This window comes from Aurantiacibacter sp. MUD11 (assembly GCF_026967575.1).
Taxonomy (GTDB): Bacteria; Pseudomonadota; Alphaproteobacteria; order Sphingomonadales; family Sphingomonadaceae; genus Alteraurantiacibacter.
In genome coordinates this window covers 591,648-613,290 of record NZ_CP114054.1, presented here as the reverse complement: position 1 = coordinate 613,290, position 21,643 = coordinate 591,648, and the positions used below count along the sequence as shown (strand labels likewise).

The window sequence follows — 21,643 nt, the reverse complement described above, 5'->3', positions numbered from 1 at the left end:
GGCATGATTTCCTATCTCGAATTCGAGAAGCCGGTCGCCGAGCTTGAAGCACGCATCAAGGAACTGCGCGCAGCCGCGGGCGAAGATGGCGATGTCGACATCTCCAAGGAGCTGCAGCGCTTGGAGCAGAAGAGCGCCGACTTGCTGGCCAAGACCTATGGTGAGCTGTCGCCGTGGCAGAAGACGCAGGTCGCGCGGCATCCGGCGCGTCCGCACTTCCGCGACTTCCTGGCGCTGGGCTTTACCGATTTCATGCCGCTGGGCGGTGACCGTGCCTATGGCGACGACCAGGCCATCATGGGCGGCCTGGCCAAGCTGGACGGTCGCAAGGTGGTGCTGATCGGCCACGAGAAGGGCAACGACACTGAAAGCCGGATCAAGCACAATTTCGGCATGGGCAAGCCGGAAGGCTACCGCAAGGCGATCCGCCTGATGGAACTGGCCGACCGCTTCGGCCTGCCGGTGGTCACGTTGGTGGACACGTCCGGCGCCTTCCCGGGCATCGAGGCCGAGGAACGCGGCCAGGCTGAGGCCATCGCCCGCTCCACCGAAGCCTGCCTGGGGCTGGGCGTGCCGATGGTTGCGGCGATCGTGGGCGAGGGCGGTTCGGGTGGCGCCGTGGCGCTGGCCAGTGCCGAACGCGTGCTGATGTTCGAACATGCGGTCTACTCGGTAATCTCGCCCGAAGGCTGTGCCTCGATCCTCTGGCGCACGGCGGAGAAGGCCCCGCAGGCGGCCGAGGCGATGAAGATGACCGCGCAGGATCTCGTCCAACTGGGGGTCATCGATCGCATCGTGGCCGAGCCCGTGGGTGGGGCACATCGTGACCCGAAGGCGGCTGTTGCCTCGCTCACGCAGGCGATCGGGGAAGAGCTCGATGCCCTTTCCGGCCTGCAGAGTGATGCCCTGCGCAAGCAGCGCGAAGAACGCTTCCTTGCCATCGGGCGTGACCTGGCAAGATAGCGACGCGGGAACATCGCAGCCTCAAGGCGGTTTCCTGCGACAATGGATGCGCCGATCCACGGCGCCTGGATTTCGCCTGGAGGAGGCCGCCTGATGCCGCGTACCACAACCCGTAGATTTTCCGCACTTGCCCTTGCCGGGGTCGCTTCGCTGGCGCTGGGCGCATGCGCCACCATTCCGGGCGCCAATATCGCCCCCGGTTCGCCAATCACGGCGGAAGAAGCCCAGCTTGGCGCGGAAAATCACGAGGCCTTCGTCGCCGAGTTCGGCGGCGAGATGACTGGCCCTTACGCCAGCTATGTCGACCAGGTCGGCTCCAACATCGCCGTGCAATCGGGTCTTGCCAACAGCCGTGACGCCTTCAACGTCACCCTGCTGAATTCCAGCGTCAACAATGCCTTCGCGGTTCCCGGCGGCTATATCTACGCCACCCGCCAGCTGGTGAACCTGATGAACAACGAGGCCGAACTGGCTGCCGTGCTGGGTCACGAGGTCGGCCACGTGGCTGCGCGTCACTCCGCGCGCCGTCAGCAGACCGTGCAGCGCAACCAGCTGCTGGGCCTGCTGGGCGCGGTGATCGGCGGCGCGGTGCTGGGCAGCCCCGAACTGGCGCAGCTCAGCCAGCAGGCTTCGACCTATTTCACGCTGTCCTATTCGCGCAGCCAGGAACTGGAGGCCGACCAGCTCGGCGTGCAGTACCTCAACAATGCCGGCTACGATCCGCGCGCCATGGCAACGCTGCTTGCCAGCCTGGCGGCACAGAATCAGCTCGATGCGCAACTGCAGGGACGGAACAACGCAACGATCCCGGAATGGGCCTCCACTCACCCTGATCCGGCCAGCCGCGTGCAGAATGCTCTGCAGCTTGCGGGGAATGGCACGGGCATCACGAATCGCGATACCTTCCTCAGTCGCATCGATGGGATGATCTACGGCGACGATCCGCAGCAGGGTGTGATCGAGGGGCGGCAGTTCATCCACCCGGTGCTGCGCTTCAGCTTCACCGCGCCGCAAGGCTTCTACATGATCAACGGCACGCGGGCCGTTTCGATCAACGGCGACGCGGGCCGCGCGCAATTGTCGCTCGGGCCGTACAACGGCAGCCTCGATACCTACGTGCGCAACGTGTTCAACGCGATCGGCGGCAACCAACAGACGATTACGCCTTCGAGCATCCAGCGCACCACGATCAACGGCTTGCCCGCCGCTTACGGCACGGCGCGGGTCAACAATGGCCAGCAGCAGGTCGACGTGACGGTGTTCGCCTACGAATTCGCCAACGACACCGCCTATCACTTCATGGCGGTGACCCCGGCCGGGCAGGCGGGCACGTTCAACTCGCTGTACCAGTCGATGCGTCGAATCAGCGCGAACGAGGCCGGCAGCGTTATTCCGCGCCGGATCGATATCGTGACGGCCGCGCGCAGCGATACCGTGGCAACGCTTTCGCGCCGGATGGCCTATGACGATGCCCAGGAAGCCCGTTTCCGGGTGCTGAACGGCCTGTCTTCCAGCGACCCGATCGTGCCGGGACGCCAGTACAAGATCGTCGTTCGCTCCAACTAGGGGCACCCTGCAGCTCAAACGTAAAACGGGCCGACAGTGCGTCGGCCCGTTTTGCCATGCGCCGCGTGGACGCCGGATAGCAAAAGGGGCGACAGGTTTCCCTGCCGCCCCTCTTGTTGGGTTGGCTACGAACTTAGTTGTTCGTGTTAGCGTCGTCGAGTTCCGACTGGACGTTGCCGAAGGTGTCGTCCAGCTCGTTGCCCAGCGACTGCATGGCAGTGATGGCGGCAACGGCGATGAGGGCAGCGATCAGGCCATATTCGATGGCGGTGGCACCCTGTTCGTCACGGATCATGTTCTTGAAGAAGGTCATTTGTAGTCTCCTGGTTTCAGTCTTCGTACCCGGCCCAACCGGATACGCCGATCGAGCAATGTTGGAATTACGGATGAGAAGTTGATAAATCCCTAACTCCTACGAACCGCTGTTCGCGGTCTCGTATTCGGTCTCCACGTTGTCCCACATGGAGATTGTCGAATTGGCGAAACCCTGCATGGCCGAGATCATGGCGATCACGATCAGCGAGATTATCAGGCCGTATTCGATTGCTGTCGCACCGCGAGTATCGCGAAGCAGACGATAGATTATCCTTTTCGCAAACACCGTTGGTCCCCTAGGTAAACTGCGACAGGTTCAGGTTTCGCAGACGAATCCTAACAAAACCTTTCCGAGGCGCTCCTGAGTGAAAGAAATTCCGACATCCATTCTGGTAGTTGCCGTCGCATTGTTTGATTCGCAGGGGCGCGTGCTGCTGCAGCAACGCCTGCCCGGAAAGCATCATGCCGGGCTGTGGGAATTCCCCGGCGGCAAGGTGGAAAGCACCGAAATGCCAAGAGAAGCGTTGGTTCGGGAGATTGCCGAGGAGCTGGGCCTGGAGCTCGATCCGGCGCTGCTGCAACCCGCATTCTTTGCCGAAGAAGGTGGCAATCCGGCGATTGTCCTGAATCTTTACACCTCGCACCAGGCGGCGGGAGAAGGGGAGGCAAGGGATGGCCAGGCATTCGGATGGTTCGCACCGGACGAGGCGGCCGGTCTCGAACTTGCCCCCATGGACCGTGCACTATTGGAAAAACTGCGCCGATAGGGCCTTGCCAAGCTGGCGGCACCTGCCTATGTGCCGCCCTCCACCGCGCGCCAGTAGCTCAGCTGGATAGAGTACCTGACTACGAATCAGGCGGTCGGAGGTTCGAATCCTTCCTGGCGCGCCAAGAAAGCCCATCCCGGCAACGGGGTGGGCTTTCTTGGTTTGGGGCTCTCGGAACCTGTGCGCAGCTCACCTGTTGATTCGACAAAGCAAATCACAGGAGTCCCCCACTCATGTCCGAAGATATTTTCGCCCGCCTGAAGCAGGATCACGAAGAACACCGCGCGCTGCTCGACAAGCTCGCCGAAACCAGCGGTGACAGCGAGGAGCGGCAGGAACTGTTCGAGCGGTTCACGCTCGACGTGAAGAGCCACGCCGCTGCGGAAGAGCAGGCGCTCTATTCCACCATGCTGCGCAAGCCCAAGGCGACCGACGAGACGCGGCATTCCGTCGCCGAGCACCACGAACTCGAGGAAATGCTCAACGATCTCGCCGCCACCGACATGTCCTCGCCGGCGTGGATGGCCAAGTTCAAGCAGCTCGACCACGACTATCGCCACCACATCGACGAGGAAGAGGAAGATCACTTCCCCGATTTCGACAAGCTCTTGACCGAGGAAGACCGCGAGCACATGCGCTCAGTCTTCGACCGGCGTAAGAAGGCCGAAAAGGCCGACGCTGAAGTGACGCCGGAAAAGATGGAAGACGCCAAGGAATAGTCCTCGGCTCCGGGAGGGCTAGTTGGAGCCACTCGAAAAACAGGTCGAGGACTTCGACGATGCCTCGGTCGAACCGGGCGTGTGGCGCTATGCCCACGCCCGGCGCGTTCGCGTGGTGATCGACGGTGAGGATTATTTCGACCTGATCCAGCAGGCCATGCTCAAGGCGCGCCAGCGGATCATGCTGATCGGTTGGGATTTCGATACGCGTATCAACCTCAGCCGGGGCCGGCGCTGGTGGCAAAAGGGCTGGCGGCGCCAATATCCTTCGCGGCTGGGCAGCTTCATCCTCTGGCTCAACCGCCACAGGCCGGGGCTGGAGATCCGCATCCTCAAGTGGAGCTACGGCTTCATCAAGTTCTTCGGGCGCGGCAGCATGCTGATCGACCTGCTGCGCTGGTGGCCGCACCGGCGGATCGACTTCAAGTTCGATACCGCGCACCCGGTCGGCTGCACCCATCACCAGAAGATCGTCATAATCGACGACGATTTCGCCGTCTGCGGCGGCATCGACATGACCACGAGGCGCTGGGATACGCGCGACCACTTGGAGCACGATCCGCACCGCAAGCGCCCACGCGGCAGCTATTACGGCCCGTGGCACGACATGACGATGATGATGGAGGGCGATGTCGCGCGTGAACTGGAGACGCATGGCCGCGCGCGCTGGGTGAGGGCGCGGGGCAAGCCGCTGACCCGGCCCGACCATACGCCGGAAGAAAGCGCCTGGCCGGACGAACTCGAACCGCACTTCGAAGATGTCGAAGTGGGTATCTCGCGCGCTCGGGCAGCCTATGGCGACGCGCCCAAGGTCGACGAGGTGGAAGCGCTGTTCGCCAGCCAGATCGCGCGGGCCAGGCGCTTCATTTATGCCGAGAACCAGTATTTCGCCTCGCGCACGATCTGCGAGGCCATTTCCAAGCGACTGGCCGAGCCGGACCCGCCGGAGATCGTCATCGTCCACCCGGAAGAGGCCGACGGCTGGGCGGAATCGTTGGCGATGGACCCGGCGCGCGCGGAACTGGTCGAGGCGATCCGCGAACTGGATACCAACGAGCGCTTCCACCTCTATGTGCCCTACACCGGCGAGACGCCGATCTACGTCCACGCCAAGCTGCTGATCGTCGACGATCGCATCCTGCGCATCGGGTCCGCCAACTTCAACAACCGCTCGATGGGGCTGGACAGTGAATGCGACGTGTTCATCGATTGCGACCGCCCCGGTAACGACAAGGTCGAGCCAGTCATCCGCAAGATCCGCGAATCCCTGCTGGCAGAGCACCTGGGGATTTCCGAAGAGAAGGTCCGCCAGCTGCTCGACCGACACGGTAGTATGGCCGGGATGATTGCCGAGCTGGGCGATGCTAATCGCCGCCACCTCAAACCATTCCACCCTCCAGAGCCCGAGGAATGGGAAACGGAGCTCGCATTGCGGCAGGCACTCGATCCCGAGGAGCCGGAAGAGATGTTCGAGGTTCGCACGCCGGGGCGTGGCCTTTTTCGTCCCGGCAGCCTATTGGCGAGGGCGCGTGAGAAATTGCAGAGAAAGCGCGGCAGTACGAATGAGTAGTCTAGTTGGTCCGGACGAGGACGATCCGCGGGGCAAGCCTCCCGTTCCCGAAGATGTACAGGAAGCCATTCGCACGCTCATCCGCTGGGCGGGCGACGACCCTTCGCGGGAAGGCCTGCTGGATACACCCAAGCGGGTGGCGCGGGCGTGGAAGGAATATTGCCAGGGGTACGACGAGGACCCGGCTTACCACCTTTCCCGCGTGTTCGAGGAAGTGGGCGGCTATGACGAGATCGTGCTACTGAAGGACATCCCTTTCCAGAGCCACTGCGAACACCATATGGCCCCGATCATCGGCAAGGCGGCGATTGCCTACCTGCCGACGGACCGGGTGGTTGGGATTTCCAAGCTGGCGCGCGTGCTGCACGGCTATGCCCGTAGGTTGCAGGTGCAGGAAAGGCTGACGGCGGAAGTCGCCAACTGCATTCAGCAGCATCTCAATCCGCGTGGCGTTGCTGTGGTGATCGAGGCGAGCCACAGTTGCATGACCGCGCGTGGCGTGCGTACGCCGGGCGTCAACATGGTCACCAGCCGGGTGATGGGCACCTTCCGCAAGGACTCGAAGAGTCGCGAGGAAGTGCTCAAGCTGATGGGCTACTGAGCGCCCTGCTAGGGCACTGAAGAAGGTTTGAAAGGATTACGATGACCGCATTGCGCGTTAGGGGCGGCCAGAAGCTGGTGGGCAAGATTGACCCCTCCGCCAACAAGAATGCCGTTCTGCCTGTGCTGTGTGCGACGCTGCTGAGCGACGCGCCGATCATGCTGCGCAATGTGCCCGAGATTACCGACGTCCAGCGCATCTACAGCTTCTTCGGCGACCTTGGCACCACCATCGAGTGGGACAAGGCGGCGAAGACGCTGAAGATCGACCACTCCACCATCAATCCCAACGCCAAGGCCAAGCTGCCGCAGGCCATGCGCGCCTCGATCATGATGATCCCCGGCCTGCTGATGCGGCTGGGCGAAGCGCGGCTGGAGCACGAGGTCAAGGGCTGTACGCTGGGCGCGCGCGAGATCGATCCGCACGTGCAGGTGTTCAAGGCCTTCGGCGCGGACACCTCCTACGAGGGCAAGGACATCGTCTTCCGCAACCGCCACAAGGCGGACGGCACGCGCATGTGGCTGGAATATGCTTCCGTCACCACGACCGAGAACTTCATCATCAGTGCGCTGACGGCGAACGGCACCAGCCAGATCGTCAACGCCGCCTGCGAGCCGCACGTGCAGGAGATGTGCACCTTCCTGGAGCAGATGGGCGCGGTGATCCGGGGCAAGGGCACCTCGATGGTGTCGGTCGACGGGTGCAGCGACTTCAAGCCGGTGGACTACACCTTCGTGGAGGACTTCCACGAGATCGCCACCTTCCTGGCGCTGGCGGCGGTGACCGGCGGCGACATTTCGGTGCGCAACACGCAGCCCGAAGACTTCATGCTGATCGACCGCACGTTCGAGAAGTTCGGTGCCCATGTGGAGCACGCCGACGGCTGGTCGCGCCTCAATGCGCCGGAGCAGCTGGTGGTGCAGCAGAACTTCACCAGCCACCTGATCACCAAGGTCGAGGCCGCGCCGTGGCCCTATATCCCGGCCGACCTGCTGCCGATCTTCATCGCGCTGGGCGTGAAGGCCAAGGGGCAGACCATGTTCTGGAACAAGGTCTACGAAGGCGGCCTGACCTGGCACACCGAACTCTCGCTGTTCGGTGCGCACACGCTGCTGTGCGACCCGCACCGCCTGATCACCTTCGGTGGGGAGAAGTTGGTGCCGGCCACGGTCACCAGCCCCTACATCATCCGCGTGGCCATCGCGCTGCTGATGGTGGCGGCCTCGATCGACGGCGAATCGACCATCCTCGATGCCGACCCGATCCGCCGCGCCCACCCCAACTTCACCGACAACATCGACAGCCTGGGCGTCGATGTCGAGTGGGTGGACTGACGGCTATCCCGCGACGGCAGGTTTCGCCTTTTTCCAGCCCCAGGTGAGCAAGTAGGGCGGGATGTTGCGCAGCACGAAGTCCGTTTCCACGTGCGCGAAGTTCTGCCTCGTCAACGTGCGTGCGGCGGGACGCAGCTGATAGGTCAGGAAGCTTCCGCCTTCGCGCAATACCTCGTGCGTGGCGGCGACGATCTTCTCCGCCTCGCCATCGGGCAGGGTTGAAATGGGCAATCCCGAAAGGACGCAGTCGGCACGGTCGAAGCCGAGCCGTTCGACATGTTCCTGCACATCGGCGGCAGAGCCCAGCACGGCATGGAACCGCTCGTCGTCGATGGTGCTCCGCAGGTAGTCGATGAACCGCGGGTTGGTGTCGATCGCCAGCAACTTGCCATCGGCCGGCAGGCGATCGAGGATATGCGGGCAGAAGGTGCCCACGCCCGGTCCGTATTCGACGAACAGCCGGCAATTTTGCCAGTCGACCCGTTCCAGCATGGCCTCGATGGTGATGTGCGATGACGGAATGACCGAGCCGACCATGCGCGGATGTTCCAGGAACCCGCGAAAGAACACGATGATCGGCCCCAGGAAGCGGCCAGCCTTGTTGCGCCGGCCATTGCTGCCGGGGCGGGCGTAACCACTTGAACTCACGTGGGAATCGGTCTTTCCGTCAATCACTTTGGAACTGTCAGAGCTGGCCGAGCATGTGTTCCGCGCTGGAGACGCTGAATTCACCCGGACCTTCGACGTTGATCTCGGTGACGACGCCGTCGTCCACGATCATCGAATAGCGGTTCGAGCGGGTGCCCATGCCATAACCGCTGAAGTCGGCATCGAGGCCCAGCGCCTTGGCGAATTCCGCGCTGCCGTCGGCCAGCATGGTGATGTCGTCCGAACCGTCGGCCTTGTTCCACGCGCCCATCACGAAGGCATCGTTCACCGCGGTGCAGGCGATTTCGTCCACGCCCTTGGCCTTCAGTTCATCGGCCTTTTCGACATAGCCCGGCAGGTGCTTAGCCGAGCAGGTGGGGGTAAACGCACCCGGAACCGCGAACAGCGCCACCTTGCGGCCGGCGAAGTAGTCGCTCGATTGCACCGCCTCGGGGCCTTCGGCAGTGGCTTTCACCAGTTTCACGTCGGGAAGCTTGTCACCCTTGGAAATCGTCATTGAAAATACTCCTGTCTCCGTCCGCGAAAAGACATAGGCGTTGGCGGGCGCGGCGCAAGCGCAAAGGCAGGGCCTTCCGAGGGGTTGTGGCAAGCTTCGCAGCCGCCTATGGCGCGATGCAACCAGAGCGTTGCATGGAGCCCCGGCGACGCGTCACCCGCATATCACTTGAGGAGATGAGCCCGTGGCCGACGCCGCTTTCACCGACTATATCATCAAGGACATCGCGCTCGCCGACTATGGCCGCGCGGAAATCAACATCGCCGAAACCGAAATGCCGGGCCTGATGGCCACGCGCGAGGAATATGGTGCCGAGCAGCCGCTGAAGGGCGCGCGCATCACCGGCTCGCTGCACATGACCATCCAGACCGCCGTGCTGATCGAAACGCTGGTGGCGCTGGGCGCCGAGGTGCGCTGGGCGACCTGCAACATCTTCTCCACGCAGGACCATGCCGCCGCCGCCATCGCCGCGCAGGACATTCCGGTCTTCGCCGTGAAGGGCGAGAGCCTGGCCGAATACTGGGACTATGTGGGCAACATCTTCGACTGGGAAACCGGCAACGACGGTGTGACCGCGAACCTGATCCTGGACGACGGCGGCGATGCCACCATGTTCGCCCTGTGGGGCGCGCGCGTCGAAGCGGGCGAGGAACTGCCCGAGCCGACCAATGCCGAGGAAGTCGAATTCCAGCGCGCACTGAAGGCCTTCCTGAAGAAGAAGCCCGGCTATCTCACGGCCTCGGTGAAGAACATCCTGGGCGTTTCGGAAGAGACCACCACCGGTGTCCACCGCCTGTACCAGCTGGCCAAGCAGGGCAAGCTGCCGTTCCCGGCGATCAACGTGAACGACTCCGTCACCAAGTCGAAGTTCGACAACCTCTATGGCTGCCGCGAATCGCTGGTCGACGCGATCCGCCGCGCCACCGACGTGATGCTGAGCGGCAAGGTCGCCTGCGTCGCCGGTTACGGTGACGTCGGCAAGGGCTCGGCCCAGTCGCTGCGCAATGGCGGCGCGCGCGTGCTCGTGACCGAAATCGACCCGATCTGCGCGCTGCAGGCGGCGATGGAAGGCTACGAGGTCGTGACCATGGAAGACGCGGTGACCCGCGCCGACATCTTCGTTACCACCACCGGCAACGAAGACGTCATCACCGCCGAACACATGAAGGCGATGAAGCCGATGAGCATCGTCTGCAACATCGGCCACTTCGATTCCGAGATCCAGATTTCGGCGCTCGACAACTACGAGTGGACCGAGCTGAAGCCGGGCACCGACCTGGTGAAGTTCCCCGACGGCAAGGAAATCATCGTGCTGGCCAAGGGCCGCCTGGTGAACCTCGCCTGCGCCACCGGCCACCCCAGCTTCGTGATGAGCTGCTCCTTCACCAACCAGGTGCTGGCGCAGATCGAACTGTTCCAGCGTCACGACCAGTACGAAAACGACGTCTACGTCCTGCCTAAGCAGCTGGACGAGAAGGTTGCCGCGCTGCACCTCGACAAGCTGGGCGTGAAGCTGACCAAGCTGAGCCAGGAACAGGCCGATTACATCGGTGTGCCGGTGGAAGGCCCGTTCAAACCGGAACACTACCGCTATTAGGCAACAATCCGCCGCTGTGCCGTGCATGGCGGCGGATGCTTTGGCTGCGCGTATTGCATCGGCGCGCCTGCTCTCATAGCTGGATAGGCAATGGAATTGTCGCCTACTGCAATGGCCTTGCTGGGCCTGATGCTTGCCGCGTGGACGTTTGGCGCGGTGTGGCTCGTGGTCGGCTCGCTTCAGCGCGCCCGCGCGGCGCGCAATGCCCGCAACAATGTCCGCCGCCTGTCGCGCATGATCGAGGATTCGCCGGCCATCCCGCTCCTGGTGAAGCCCGACGGCAAGATGGAAGGGCCGGAACGCCTCGCCAAGTGGCTGGGGCTGGAGAAGCTGCCGGGCTTCCTCAGCGAGATGGACAGCGGCGATGGCGGCCTGTCTGCCGAGGACCTGAAGGACCTGCGCGAGGCCGTCCGCCGTACGCAGAAGACCGCCGCGCCTTTCAGCATGGTGGTGACGCCCAAGGGTTCGACGAAGAGCCTCGCCGTGCGCGGCCAGCTGGCAGACCCGGTGATCGCGACCGGCGGGGCGGCGCTGGTGTGGTGGTTCGACTTCTCCGAAAGCCAGGGTGAGCTATCTCGCCTGCGCGCCGAAACGGCCCGTGCGCGTAACGACTTTGCCGCGCTCGTCGGCCTGATAGAGGCGGCCCCCATGCCGATGTGGTTCCGCAGCCCGGAGATGGACCTGCGGCTCGTCAACAGTGCCTATGTGAAGGCGGTGGGCGCGAAGGATGCGGCTGCCGTGGTCGACCAGCAGATCGAGCTTGTCGAGACGGTCGACGGGCTTTCCGCTGCGCAGGTCGCCCAGCAGGCCCACAGCCGCGACATGCCGGTGGAGCGGATCGTGCAGGCCACGGTGGGCAGCCAGCGTCGCACCTTGCGTGTCAGCGACTTGCCGCTGGGCGAAGAGGGCGTGGCCGGATACGCCATCGATATCGAGGAAATGGAAGAGCAGACGCGTGCCTTCCGTGCCTTCCGCGCGGCGCAGCGGTCGATGCTGGACCAGCTTTCGGTGGGCGTGGCGCAGTTCGATCCGGACCGCCTGCTCTCCTTCGCCAACACGCCTTTCCAGCGCATTTTCGAGCTGCCCAGTTCAACTCGCGTCGATCCGCCCGATTTCGACCGCTTCCTCGATATTGCCCGCGATCGCGGGCGCCTGCCCGAAGTGCGCGACTTTCCCGCCTGGCGAACCGAGCTGGGTGGCTGGTTCCTCGAGGATGCACCGGTGGAGCAGGCCTGGACGCTGTCGGACGGCATGCACCTGCGCATCGTCGCGCAGCCGATGCCCGATGGCGGGCTGGTGCTGGTGGCGGAGGACCGTTCCGAACAGCTCGCCCTGTCGGCCACGCGCGACACGCTGCTGCGGACGCGTACGGCGACCTTCGATTCGCTGTTCGAATCGCTTGCCGTGTTCGCGCCGGACGGGCGGATGCAGCTGTGGAACCGCAGCTTCCCGCAGATCTGGGGCCTGCCCGAAGAGTCGCTCGACAAGCACCCGCATGTCGACAAGCTGCTCGATCGCATCGCCAACCGCCTTGCCCGTCCGGCGCAGCGCAAGGCCATCGGCGACGTAGTGCGCGCCGCCACGCTGGACCGGCAGGAACGCGGCGGCCGCGTGGTCCTGTCCGACGGGCGCACGCTGGAATTCGCCGGCGTGCCGCTGCCCGATGGCAATGGCCTGCTGACCGTGCTCGACGTGACCGATTCAACCAAGGCGGAAGAGGCGCTGCGCGAACGCAACCAGGCACTGGAAGAAGCGGACGCGGTGAAGACCCGCTTCCTCGCCAACATGAGCTACGAATTCCGCACGCCGCTCACCTCCATCGGCGGTTTTGCCGAACTGCTGCAATCGGGCGTGGCGGGCGAATTGTCCGACCAGGGCAAGGAATATGTCGCCGCGATCATCGCCTCGGTGGAGCGGCTGTCGCAGCAGATCGAGAGCGTGCTCGACCTGACGCAGAGCGAGGCCGGGCTGCTGCCCATCGCGCCGGAAGACGTGGAACTGCTGCCCTTTGCCACGCAGGTCGTGCGCGCCCGTGAAGAGGCGATCGAGGCAAAGAACATCACGCTGGACCTGCGCGGCGACAAGACCGCTGGCGTCGTCAGCGCCGACCGTCGCCAGCTGAGCCGCGCCATTGGCAACCTGCTCGACAATGCCATCGAGGCGACGCCCGACGGAGGCCGCATCCTTGTGGCCCTGTCACGCCGCAAGTCGGGCGCGCGTATCGTCATTTCCGACAATGGCGAGGGCATGCGGCCTAGCGAACTGGCGCGGGCGATGGACGGCTATCGCATCGCCGGGCGCGAGGAAAACAGCGGCAAGCGCGGGCTTGGCCTGCCGCTTGCGCGCCAGCTGATCGAAGCGCATGGCGGTAAGCTGGAAATCCAGTCCGAAAAGGGCGCCGGCACTACGGCCACGGTGACCTTGCCTTGATCGTCGACCTGCCGGACCTCGCCGCCATGGAGGCGCTGGGCGCGCGGATCGCCGCGCAATTGCGGGAAGGAGACGTGGTTGCCCTGTCCGGTGGCCTTGGCGCGGGCAAGACGACGCTGTCGCGCGCCATACTTGCCGCCCTTGGGCACGAGGGCGAAGTGCCTTCGCCGACCTTCACCATCGTCGAAACCTACGACCACCTCGATCCGGCGGTGGTCCATGCCGATTTCTACCGCCTCGAAGACCCGTCCGAGGCGGAACAGCTGGGTCTCGATGACTATCGCGAGGGTGCGGTGCTGCTGGCCGAATGGCCGCAGAACGCCGGCGGTTTCGGCGATGAGGCAGGCTGCCTGCAAATCACGCTGGAAATCGCGGGTAAGGGGCGCAAGGCGATTGTCGAAGGCGGGGCCGATTGGCTAGGGCGAATGCCATGACACGCGACTTGCCCGCCGGGCTGGATGACTTTCTCGCGCAGGCGGGCTGGGAAGGGGCGGAGATCGACCCGCTTCCCGGCGATGCCAGCTTCCGCCGCTATTTCCGCATCCGCAAGGGCGACAAGGGCGCCATGCTGATGGACGCCCCGCCGCCGCACGAAGACCCGACGCCGTTCCTGCATGTCGGCAAGTGGCTGGGCGAACAGGGCCTGCGAGCGCCGGAAATCTACGCCGAGGATGCCGCGCGCGGCCTCGTGCTGATCGAGGATTTCGGGCACGACCGCATGCGCGACTGGCTGGACGTGAACCCGTCCGAGGAACGCCGCGCCTATGCCGATGCGATCGAGGCGCTGGTGGAGCTGCACCGGCGACCGCCGGGTCCGTTCGATAGCTATGACTGGGACGTCTACCTGCGCGAAGTGAACCTGCTGCCCGAATGGTTCGCGCCCGCCGCCGGCTTCGCCGTCGATGCCGAGGGCTATGTCGATGCCTGGCGCGAGGTGCTGCTGCCGATGCTGCCGCGCCAGCAGCCGGGCGTCACCGTGCTGCGCGACTATCATGCCGAGAACATCATGCTGCTCGGCCCGCGTGGGGAATACAGTGGCGAGCAGGGCCTGATCGACTTTCAGGACGCGCTGGTGGGCCACCGCGCCTACGACATCGTCTCGCTGCTGCAGGATGCCCGCCGCGACGTGTCGAAGGAGCTGGAGGGCGAGATGCTCGACCTCTACCGTTCGCGCATCGCCACCGATTCCGATTTTGCGGCCGACTACGCCCGCCTTGGCGCGCAGCGTAACGCCAAGATCGTCGGCATCTTCGCCCGCTTGTGGAAGCGCGACGACAAGCCGCGCTACCTCTCCATGATCCCGCGCGTGTGGGATGCGCTGGAGCGCGATCTTGCCCATCCGGCGCTGGAGCCGGTGGCGCGCTGGTTCGACGCCAATATCCCCGCCGACGTACGCGCCGCACGGGGAGGGGGCCTGGGGTGAGCAAGCTCGCGTCAGACACGGCGATGGTGCTGGCCGCCGGCATGGGCAAGCGGATGCGTCCGCTCACCGCCACCCAGCCCAAGCCGATGGTGCGCGTTGCGGGCAAGCCGCTGCTCGACCATGCGCTGGACAAGCTGGCCGATGCGGGCATCGCGAGGGCCGTGGTCAACGTCCACTACCTGGCCGACGCTATCGAGGCGCATGTGCAGGGGCGGGGTACGCCATCGGTCACCATTTCCGACGAGCGTGAACTGCTGCTGGAAACCGGCGGCGGCATGGTGAAGGCTGCGGACCAGCTGCCCGATCCGTTCTTCTGCCTCAACTCCGACAACATCTGGCTGGATGGCCCGGTCGATGCCTTCCATGACCTGTCTGCCCATTGGGATGCGGACAGGATGGACGCGCTGCTGTTGCTGGTGCCGCACAAGGGCGCGCACAATTTCCGCGGGCTGGGTGATTTCCACCTCGATGCACACGGCAAGGTGCGCCGCCGGGTGCGTCCGCGCGTCGCGCCCTATGTCTTCACCGGCATCCAGCTGGTCGCCAAGCGCCTGCTCGAAGGCGCGCCGGAAGGGCCGTTCTCCACCAACCTGTTGTGGGACAAGGCGATAGCGGCAGGCCGTCTCTACGGCGTACCCTTCACCGGGCAATGGTTCGAAGTCGGCACTCCGCAATCCATCGCTCCCACCGAAGCGGCCCTTTCGGACCGGTGACGCAGCCGCTAGTCTTGCGCGCATGACTGGGGTGCAAGGGGCTGGACTTCCACGGGTTTATTCGATCGCGGCGCATCGCGGCTTTGCCGACGCGCTGGTGGCCGGGTTGGTGCCGCGTTACGCCGAGGAGGACTTCGGCCTTGCGCGGCTGACGCTGCTGCTGCCGAGCGCTCGTGCGGCGCGCACGCTGTCCGAAGCCTTCGTCCGCCACGCCGGTGCCACCGGCACGCAAGGTCTGCTGATGCCGCGCATGGCACTGGTCGGCGATCTCGACCTCGACGAGGCGCTGGGGCCGCTGTTCGATTCGCTGGGGGCAGGGGCCGCCATCCCGCCAGCCGCCGACCCCACGCGCCGCTGGCTGCGACTGGCGGAATTCGTCGGCCAGGCCGGGGCCAGGCTGGGCCGCAGGGAAATGACCGCGCCCGCCCGCCTGCGGCTCGCACGCGATATCGCTGCCGCCATCGACAGCCTGCTGGTCGAGGAAATCGGCGTCGAGGAACTGTGGGAAGAGCGCGTGCTCAACGCGCTGGAGAACAATGCCGAGCATTGGCAGGAGAACACCAAGCTCTTCTACGCCGTCGCCAAGATGTGGGAGGCCGAACTGGCCGAGCGCGGCGAGCTGGATGCCGCCGCTCGTCGCAACCTGCTGTTTCGCGAAGCGGCCAGGCGGATGCGCGACAACCCGCCCGCGACGCCGTTCGTCGCTGCCGGTATAACCAGCGCCGCTCCCGCGCTCGCCCGCTTGTTGCGCACCGTGGCGGACCTGCCCGATGGCGCCGTGGTGCTGCCCGATTTCGACCTGTCGATGGACGCGGCAGTATGGGAGGAACTGGGCAGCGCCGGGGACACCTCTGCCGAGACGCCATTCGCCGCTGGCGATGCCGTTACTCACCCGCAATACCATCTCAAGCTGCTACTCAATCGCATGGGCGTGGCGCGTGAGGAGGTGCAGCCTTGGCACCGCGCCGGTATCGGCAAGGGACCGCCGGAGCGCAGTCACGCCATCTCCAGTCTGTTCCTGCCGCCCGAAGCCAGCAAGAGCTGGGTCGATCTGCCCGCCAAGCGTCGCCGCATGGCCGGCGTGCGCCTGATCGAGACGGCCAATCCCGAGGAAGAGGCGCAGTCCGTCGCCCTGCTGGTGCGAGAGGCACTGGACGAGCCGGAAAAGCGCGTCGCCGTGGTCACACCCGATCGCGGGCTGGCCGCGCGGGTGGCGCAGCACTTGCGGCGCTGGAACGTCGCGGCTGACGATTCCGCAGGTCGCCCGCTCAGCCAGACGCCCGCTGGCCGCGTGCTGTTGTTGTTGGCCGAGTTGGCGGGCGAACACGCGGCTCCGGTGCCGCTGATGGCGCTGGTGCAGCACCCGCTGGTGCAGCAGGATGAGGACCGTCAGGCCTGGCTGCGGGCCTCGCGCCTTTTCGAGCTGGAACTGCGCGGGCCGCGCAAGGAACCGGGCCTCGCGCCGCTGCGCCCGATAGCGGCGGAAGCCGGTGTTTCCGAGTGGTGGCAGGGTGTGGAGGATCGCCTCGAACCTGTCTTTGCCGCCGGGGAGAGCGCTGATCTTGCGCAGTGGCTCGACCTGCTGGCCGCTGCCGGCGAGGCGTGCTGCGGACTGGGCCTGTGGGCGCGCGAAGACGGTCGCACACTGTCGCAATTCGTCGAGGACCTGCGCCTGCATGCCCGCGAAGCGGCCCTGCATGTCAAGGCGGACGACCTGCCTGCCATCCTGCGCGATGCGATGGACCGGGTCGCGGTGCGTCCGCCCTATGGCGGCCACCCGCGCGTGGCCATTTACGGCTTGCTCGAAGCGCGCATGACGCGGGCGGACCTCGTCATCTGTGCCGGTCTCAACGAGGGCACATGGCCGCAGCGCCCATCCATCGATCCGCTGCTGGCGCCGGGGGTATTGCGCACGCTGGGCGTGCCGGGGGCGGATTTCCGGATCGGGCTTTCCGCGCATGACCTTGCCGGGATGCTGGGGGCGCCCGAGGTGGTGCTCACCCGTTCGCGGCGCGACGTGGCGGGTCCGGCCATTCCCAGCCGCTTCCTGCTTCGCGTCCGCGCTCTGCTGGGTGCCGACCTGGTGGACCGCCATGTCGATACCGAGGTGCTCGGCTATGCCCGCGCCATCGACGACGGGCGCGGTTTCGACAGCAAACCGCACCCGCAGCCGAAGCCGCTGCCCAGTGCCGAGCAGCGCCGCAAGGATATCAGCGTCACCGCGCTCGATCGGTTGCGCTCGGATCCCTACGAATTCTACGCCGGCAAGATCCTGCGTCTTGCCGAGTTGGACCTGCTCGATGCCGTTCCCGGCCCCGCCTGGCAGGGCACGCTTGCACACGCGATCCTGGAGGACTGGCACGCTGGCAAGGGCACGTTGGAAGTGCTGGCCGAGCATCATCTGCGTGCCCTTTCTGCCCACCCGCTGCTGCGCGCGCTGTGGTGGCCGCGCCTGCTCGCCGGGCTGCAGTGGGTTGAGTGCCAACTAGCCAAAAAGCCGGGCCGCGAGCCGGTCAAATGGGAGGAATGGGGCGAGATCACCGTCGACGGCATCCGGATATTCGGCAAGGCCGACCGGATCGATCGTCTGCCTAACGGAACGCTGGCGGTGGTCGATTACAAGACCGGTCGCGCGCCTACCAAGAAGGAAGTCGAGAACGGCTACGCGCTGCAACTGGGCACCATCGGCCTTATCCTGCGTGACGGCCAGTTCGGCCACCTCTCCGGTGCTGCAAGCCTGTTCGAATACTGGAAGCTGGGGAAGAACAAGGAGTCCGAGACGGGCTTCGGCAGCATTTCGTCCCCGCTCAAATTGTCATCTCGCCAGCAGGGTATCGAACCGGACGAGTTCCTGCCCAAGACCGAGCAGTACCTGCACGAAGCGCTGGGCAAGTGGATCCTGGGCGATGAGCCGTTCACCGCGCGCGAGAACCCGGATGCTCCGGGCTATTCGACCTACGACCAGCTGATGCGTCTCGACGAGTGGCTGACCCAGCAGAACGGGGACGAGGCATGAGCGGCAAGGTCTATCCCCTGCAAGACAATCAGCGCGAGGCCGTGGCGCCGGCGGACAGCGTCTGGCTTTCTGCCAGTGCGGGTACGGGCAAGACACAGGTGCTTTCCGCCCGCGTGCTGCGGTTGCTGCTGACCGATGGCGTGAAGCCCGAGCATATCCTCTGCCTCACCTTCACCAAGGCGGGTGCGGCGGAAATGGCCACCCGTGTGAACGAGGTGCTGGCCAACTGGGTCCGCCTGCCGGACGAACAGCTGTTCGTCGATCTCAAGAACATCGGTTGCGAGGGGACTGTGGAAGAGCGCGAGCGCGCCCGCACGCTGTTCGCCGCCGTGCTCGATTGCCCCGGCGGGGGGCTGCGGATCGACACGATCCACGCCTTCTCGCAATGGCTGCTCTCCGCCTTTCCGGAAGAGGCGGACCTCGTCCCCGGCACCCGCCCGATGGAGGATCGCGACCGCGAATTGCTGGCTGACCGCGTGCTGCGGGAATTGCTGGTCGAGTGGCAGGCAGGCGATCCGTCGGCAGTGGCGGCGCTGGAGCAGCTGTCATTGAAACTTGGCCCGGACAAGGCGCAGGCATGGCTGATGCGCTGTGCACAGGCGCGCGAGGCGTGGTTCGGTCGGACGGCGTGGCAGCCGCCGATGGCGGACCGGCTCAAGCGACTGCTCGGCGCCCCGGTAGACCTCGATGCCAAGGACGCGTGCCAGGCTTGTGCCGATGGCACACCGGGCATCGAGAAAGTCCGCCGCGTGATGTGGGCCTACGACGAGTGGGCGACGCAGAACGGCGAGAGATACGCGCAGATCGTTGGCGAATGGCTGCTCCAATCGGTCGAGGACCGCTTCGCCAGCCTGCCGGATCTGCTGGGCCAGCTCTACAATGACAAGGGTCAGCTAAAGTACCAAAACAACCTGGAAAAGAAGGTCGAAGGGGCGGCCGAACTGGCCGAGGATGCGCGCCTGTGGATGGAGGAAGTCTCCGAACAGGCAGTGCTGTGCGAGCTGGTCGACTTCCTCACCCCTTCACTGGAACTGGGGCGCAAATTCGCCATCGCCTGGGACGAGGCCAAGCAGCGCGAAGGGCTGGTCGATTTCGACGACCTGATCCGCCGTGCCGCCGCCCTGTTGGGCGACAAGGACATGTCCGCCTGGATCCGCTTCAAGCTGGATCGGCGGTTCGACCATATCCTGGTGGACGAGGCGCAGGACACCAACGAAGCGCAATGGGCCATCATCGATGCGCTGACGGACGATTTCTTCTCCGGCGAAGGCCAGAAGGAAGATCGCCAGCGCACCATCTTCGTGGTCGGCGACTACAAGCAGGCGATTTTCGGCTTCCAGGGCACCAGTCCGGAGAATTTCGCCAGGGCCAAGGCGCGCTATGCGGCGCTGCTGCGCGCGCGCAAGGAGAACTGGGCGCAGGGGCGCAATGCCCGCTCGGTCAACGAATTGCGCGATTTGGACCTTGGCCGATCCTACCGCACCTCGCAGCCGGTGCTCGATTTCGTCGACCAGGCGATCAAGGCCATCGGGGCCGACAGCTTCGGACTGGAAAAGCCGCCGGAACGGCATGTGGGGGACGAGCGACCCGGCCTCGTCACCATGTGGAAGCCGGTGCCCGGCCAGCCCGAGGATGCCGACGACGACGAGGAAGGCGGCGTCGAGATTCGCGTGTCGGAGCCTGAGCGGCGCATGGCCGACAAGCTGGCGCAGCAGGTCAAGGGCTGGCTTGATGGAGGTTTCGCGCTGGCCAAGGGCGAGAAGCGCAACGCCACGGCGGGCGATATCATGGTGCTGGTGCGCAAGCGGCGCGAACTGGCGGGGTTGATCGTGGCCCGGTTGCATGCGGCCGGCGTGCCTGTAGCCGGTGTGGACCGCCTGCGCCTGGGTGCTCCACTGGCGGTGAAGGACCTGATGGCGACGCTGCGGTTTGCCGCGCAACCGGCAGACGACCTGTCGCTGGCCAGCCTGCTGGTCTCGCCGATCTTCGGATGGTCGCAGGAGCAATTGCTCGAACACGGCTATCGCCCGAAGGACAAGACGCTGTGGTCGCACTTGCGCGATAGCGACGACCCGCAGGTGCAGGAGACGGTGGAGGCCCTGCGCGACCTGCTTGCACGCGCCGATTTCGAAACGCCGCAGGCCTTGTTGCACTGGCTGCTGGTCGGCCCGTGGCAGGCCCGCGGCAGGCTGGTCGCGCGGCTTGGCAGCGAGGCGAACGACCCGATCGACGAACTGCTGGGTGCCGCGCTGCAATTCGCCGCCACCAATACGCCCAGCCTGCAGGGCTTCATTCGCTGGTTCGATGCGGGCGAAGGCGAATTGAAGCGCGAGACCGAGGGGCCGGGCGGGCTTGTCAGGGTGATGACGGTGCACGGTTCCAAGGGACTGCAGGCGCCCATCGTCATCCTCGCCGATGCTTGCGGCAACCCGCATGATTCCAAGGAAGCCGAGTTCGATCTGCCCGAGGAGCAGGTGGTCGAGGACCCGACCGTGCCCGCCATCAAGATGCCCCTGCCACCGCTGTCGAAGGCGCAGCGCGTGGGGCGCATCGCGCAGGTGGAGGAACGGACGCTGGCCTCCAACCTCGAGGAGCACTGGCGCCTGCTCTATGTCGCCATGACGCGCGCGGAGGAGGCGCTGTTCATCGGCGGCGCGCTGAAGAAGCGTGAGAGTAATCCGAAACCCGATAGCTGGTATGCCCGGCTCGAACCGCTGTTCGGCGACCAGTGGCTCGACGATGCCAATTGGGGCGCGCGGGCCGAATGGGGCGAAAAGGCCGAGCCGGTGGAGAAACGCGAGCAGGCTGACCTGGGCCTGCGCGCCGTGCTGCCGGGCTGGGCGACCCGTCCCATCGGTGCCGAGCCGCGCCCGCCGCGTCCGCTGGCGCCTTCGCGCAGCGCAGACGAACTGGGCGCCGACCCGCCGCTTCCCACCGCTCAGGCTGCCGTTGCCGCTCGCCGAGGCGTGCTGGTCCATGCCCTGCTGGAGCGCCTGCCGGACGTCCCCCGCGACATGCGCGAGGGGGCGGGCAGGGCATGGATCGCTCGCCACGCCCCGGAACTGACTGAAGGTGAGCGCGACGAACTGCTTTCCGGTGCCATCGCGGTGATCGACGAGCCGGAATGGCGCGACCTCTTCGGTCCGCAAGCTTTGGCCGAGGTTCCGCTGGCTGCCGTGGTAGAGGATCAGGTCATTGCCGGCAGCGCCGACCGGCTGCTGGTGACGCCCGAGCGCGTCGTGGTCGCCGATTTCAAGACCGCCCGGCGCCCGCCATCGCGGCTCGAGGACGTGCCGGAAAGCACGGTGCGGCAGATGGCGGCCTACGCCGCAGCGCTGCGGGTCATCTATCCCGGGCGGGAGGTCGAGGCCGTGGTGCTGTACACCCAGACCCCGCAGCTGATCGCCATTCCGGCCGAGGTGCTGGAGCGCTACAAACCCGGTTTGTCCCCCGCTTAAGGAAAG

The 21,643-nt window shown here is 65.4% G+C and carries 18 protein-coding genes and 1 tRNA gene; 15 read left to right on the top strand and 4 right to left on the bottom strand.

The annotated features are described in order from the left end of the window. Window positions 1-3: 3 nt before the first annotated feature. Together OZN62_RS02980 and OZN62_RS02975 are read left to right on the top strand one after the other, a co-directional pair. On the top strand, window positions 4-963 hold the full coding sequence (locus tag OZN62_RS02980) for an acetyl-CoA carboxylase carboxyltransferase subunit alpha (RefSeq protein ID WP_269101269.1): 960 nt from the start codon (window positions 4-6) through the stop codon (window positions 961-963). Between the two features lie 93 nt (window positions 964-1,056). Continuing rightward, the gene (locus OZN62_RS02975) at window positions 1,057-2,529 is read left to right on the top strand and encodes a M48 family metalloprotease (RefSeq protein ID WP_269101268.1); all 1,473 of its coding nucleotides are present in this window, start codon (window positions 1,057-1,059) and stop codon (window positions 2,527-2,529) included. Between the two features lie 133 nt (window positions 2,530-2,662). Here the strand turns inward: OZN62_RS02975 and OZN62_RS02970 are convergent, their stop codons facing one another. Continuing rightward, window positions 2,663-2,842, bottom strand: a complete 180-nt coding sequence (locus OZN62_RS02970) for a Flp family type IVb pilin (RefSeq protein ID WP_269101267.1) — start codon at window positions 2,840-2,842, stop codon at window positions 2,663-2,665. A 99-nt stretch (window positions 2,843-2,941) separates the two neighbouring features. After that, entirely contained in the window at window positions 2,942-3,130 is a 189-nt protein-coding gene (locus tag OZN62_RS02965; protein ID WP_269101266.1) for a Flp family type IVb pilin, read from the bottom strand. Window positions 3,131-3,209: 79 nt separating this feature from the next. Here OZN62_RS02965 and OZN62_RS02960 point away from each other — a divergent pair, with 79 nt between their 5' ends. From OZN62_RS02960 to OZN62_RS02935, 6 genes are all read left to right on the top strand, one after another. Next, window positions 3,210-3,611 (top strand): (deoxy)nucleoside triphosphate pyrophosphohydrolase, encoded by a 402-nt coding sequence (locus OZN62_RS02960; protein WP_269101265.1) that lies wholly within the window; start codon window positions 3,210-3,212, stop codon window positions 3,609-3,611. A 47-nt stretch (window positions 3,612-3,658) separates the two neighbouring features. Next, window positions 3,659-3,735 (top strand) — tRNA-Arg (locus OZN62_RS02955). 109 nt (window positions 3,736-3,844) lie between these two features. Then, window positions 3,845-4,330, top strand: coding sequence for a hemerythrin domain-containing protein (locus OZN62_RS02950; protein WP_269101264.1), 486 nt, complete (start codon window positions 3,845-3,847; stop codon window positions 4,328-4,330). A 22-nt stretch (window positions 4,331-4,352) separates the two neighbouring features. Further along, window positions 4,353-5,900 carry a phospholipase D-like domain-containing protein gene (locus OZN62_RS02945; RefSeq protein ID WP_269101262.1) on the top strand — a complete coding sequence of 516 codons (1,548 nt, stop codon included), beginning with the start codon at window positions 4,353-4,355 and terminating at the stop codon, window positions 5,898-5,900. Further along, the gene (gene folE, locus OZN62_RS02940; RefSeq protein ID WP_269101261.1) at window positions 5,893-6,501 is read left to right on the top strand and encodes a GTP cyclohydrolase I FolE; all 609 of its coding nucleotides are present in this window, start codon (window positions 5,893-5,895) and stop codon (window positions 6,499-6,501) included. The genes OZN62_RS02945 and folE overlap by 8 nt, the downstream gene beginning before the upstream one ends. A 41-nt stretch (window positions 6,502-6,542) precedes the next feature. Continuing rightward, complete coding sequence (locus OZN62_RS02935; protein ID WP_269101260.1) at window positions 6,543-7,835, top strand: UDP-N-acetylglucosamine 1-carboxyvinyltransferase; 1,293 nt, start codon at window positions 6,543-6,545, stop codon at window positions 7,833-7,835. A 3-nt stretch (window positions 7,836-7,838) separates the two neighbouring features. Here the strand turns inward: OZN62_RS02935 and OZN62_RS02930 are convergent, their stop codons facing one another. After that, on the bottom strand, window positions 7,839-8,483 hold the full coding sequence (locus OZN62_RS02930; RefSeq protein WP_269101259.1) for a class I SAM-dependent methyltransferase: 645 nt from the start codon (window positions 8,481-8,483) through the stop codon (window positions 7,839-7,841). A gap of 37 nt (window positions 8,484-8,520) precedes the next feature. Further along, window positions 8,521-9,000: a peroxiredoxin gene (locus OZN62_RS02925; protein WP_269101258.1), complete on the bottom strand. Its 480-nt coding sequence runs from the start codon at window positions 8,998-9,000 to the stop codon at window positions 8,521-8,523. Window positions 9,001-9,184: 184 nt separating this feature from the next. Here OZN62_RS02925 and ahcY point away from each other — a divergent pair, with 184 nt between their 5' ends. The 7 genes from ahcY (at window position 9,185) to addA (ending at window position 21,637) form a co-directional block, all read left to right on the top strand. Then, on the top strand, window positions 9,185-10,597 hold the full coding sequence (gene ahcY, locus OZN62_RS02920; RefSeq protein WP_269101257.1) for an adenosylhomocysteinase: 1,413 nt from the start codon (window positions 9,185-9,187) through the stop codon (window positions 10,595-10,597). Between the two features lie 90 nt (window positions 10,598-10,687). Then, a complete protein-coding gene (locus OZN62_RS02915) occupies window positions 10,688-13,027 on the top strand; it encodes a PAS domain-containing sensor histidine kinase (protein WP_269101256.1) in 2,340 nt (779 codons plus the stop codon). Further along, window positions 13,024-13,461, top strand: a complete 438-nt coding sequence (tsaE, locus tag OZN62_RS02910; protein WP_269101255.1) for a tRNA (adenosine(37)-N6)-threonylcarbamoyltransferase complex ATPase subunit type 1 TsaE — start codon at window positions 13,024-13,026, stop codon at window positions 13,459-13,461. The genes OZN62_RS02915 and tsaE overlap by 4 nt, the downstream gene beginning before the upstream one ends. Beyond that, window positions 13,458-14,450 (top strand): aminoglycoside phosphotransferase family protein, encoded by a 993-nt coding sequence (locus OZN62_RS02905; RefSeq protein WP_269101254.1) that lies wholly within the window; start codon window positions 13,458-13,460, stop codon window positions 14,448-14,450. The genes tsaE and OZN62_RS02905 overlap by 4 nt, the downstream gene beginning before the upstream one ends. Beyond that, entirely contained in the window at window positions 14,447-15,163 is a 717-nt protein-coding gene (locus OZN62_RS02900; RefSeq protein WP_269101253.1) for a nucleotidyltransferase family protein, read from the top strand. Before OZN62_RS02905 ends, OZN62_RS02900 begins: the two co-directional genes overlap by 4 nt. 22 nt (window positions 15,164-15,185) lie before the next feature. Then, a complete protein-coding gene (locus tag OZN62_RS02895; protein WP_269101252.1) occupies window positions 15,186-18,179 on the top strand; it encodes a PD-(D/E)XK nuclease family protein in 2,994 nt (997 codons plus the stop codon). Next, complete coding sequence (gene addA, locus OZN62_RS02890; RefSeq protein WP_269101251.1) at window positions 18,176-21,637, top strand: double-strand break repair helicase AddA; 3,462 nt, start codon at window positions 18,176-18,178, stop codon at window positions 21,635-21,637. Before OZN62_RS02895 ends, addA begins: the two co-directional genes overlap by 4 nt. Window positions 21,638-21,643 lie beyond the last annotated feature (6 nt).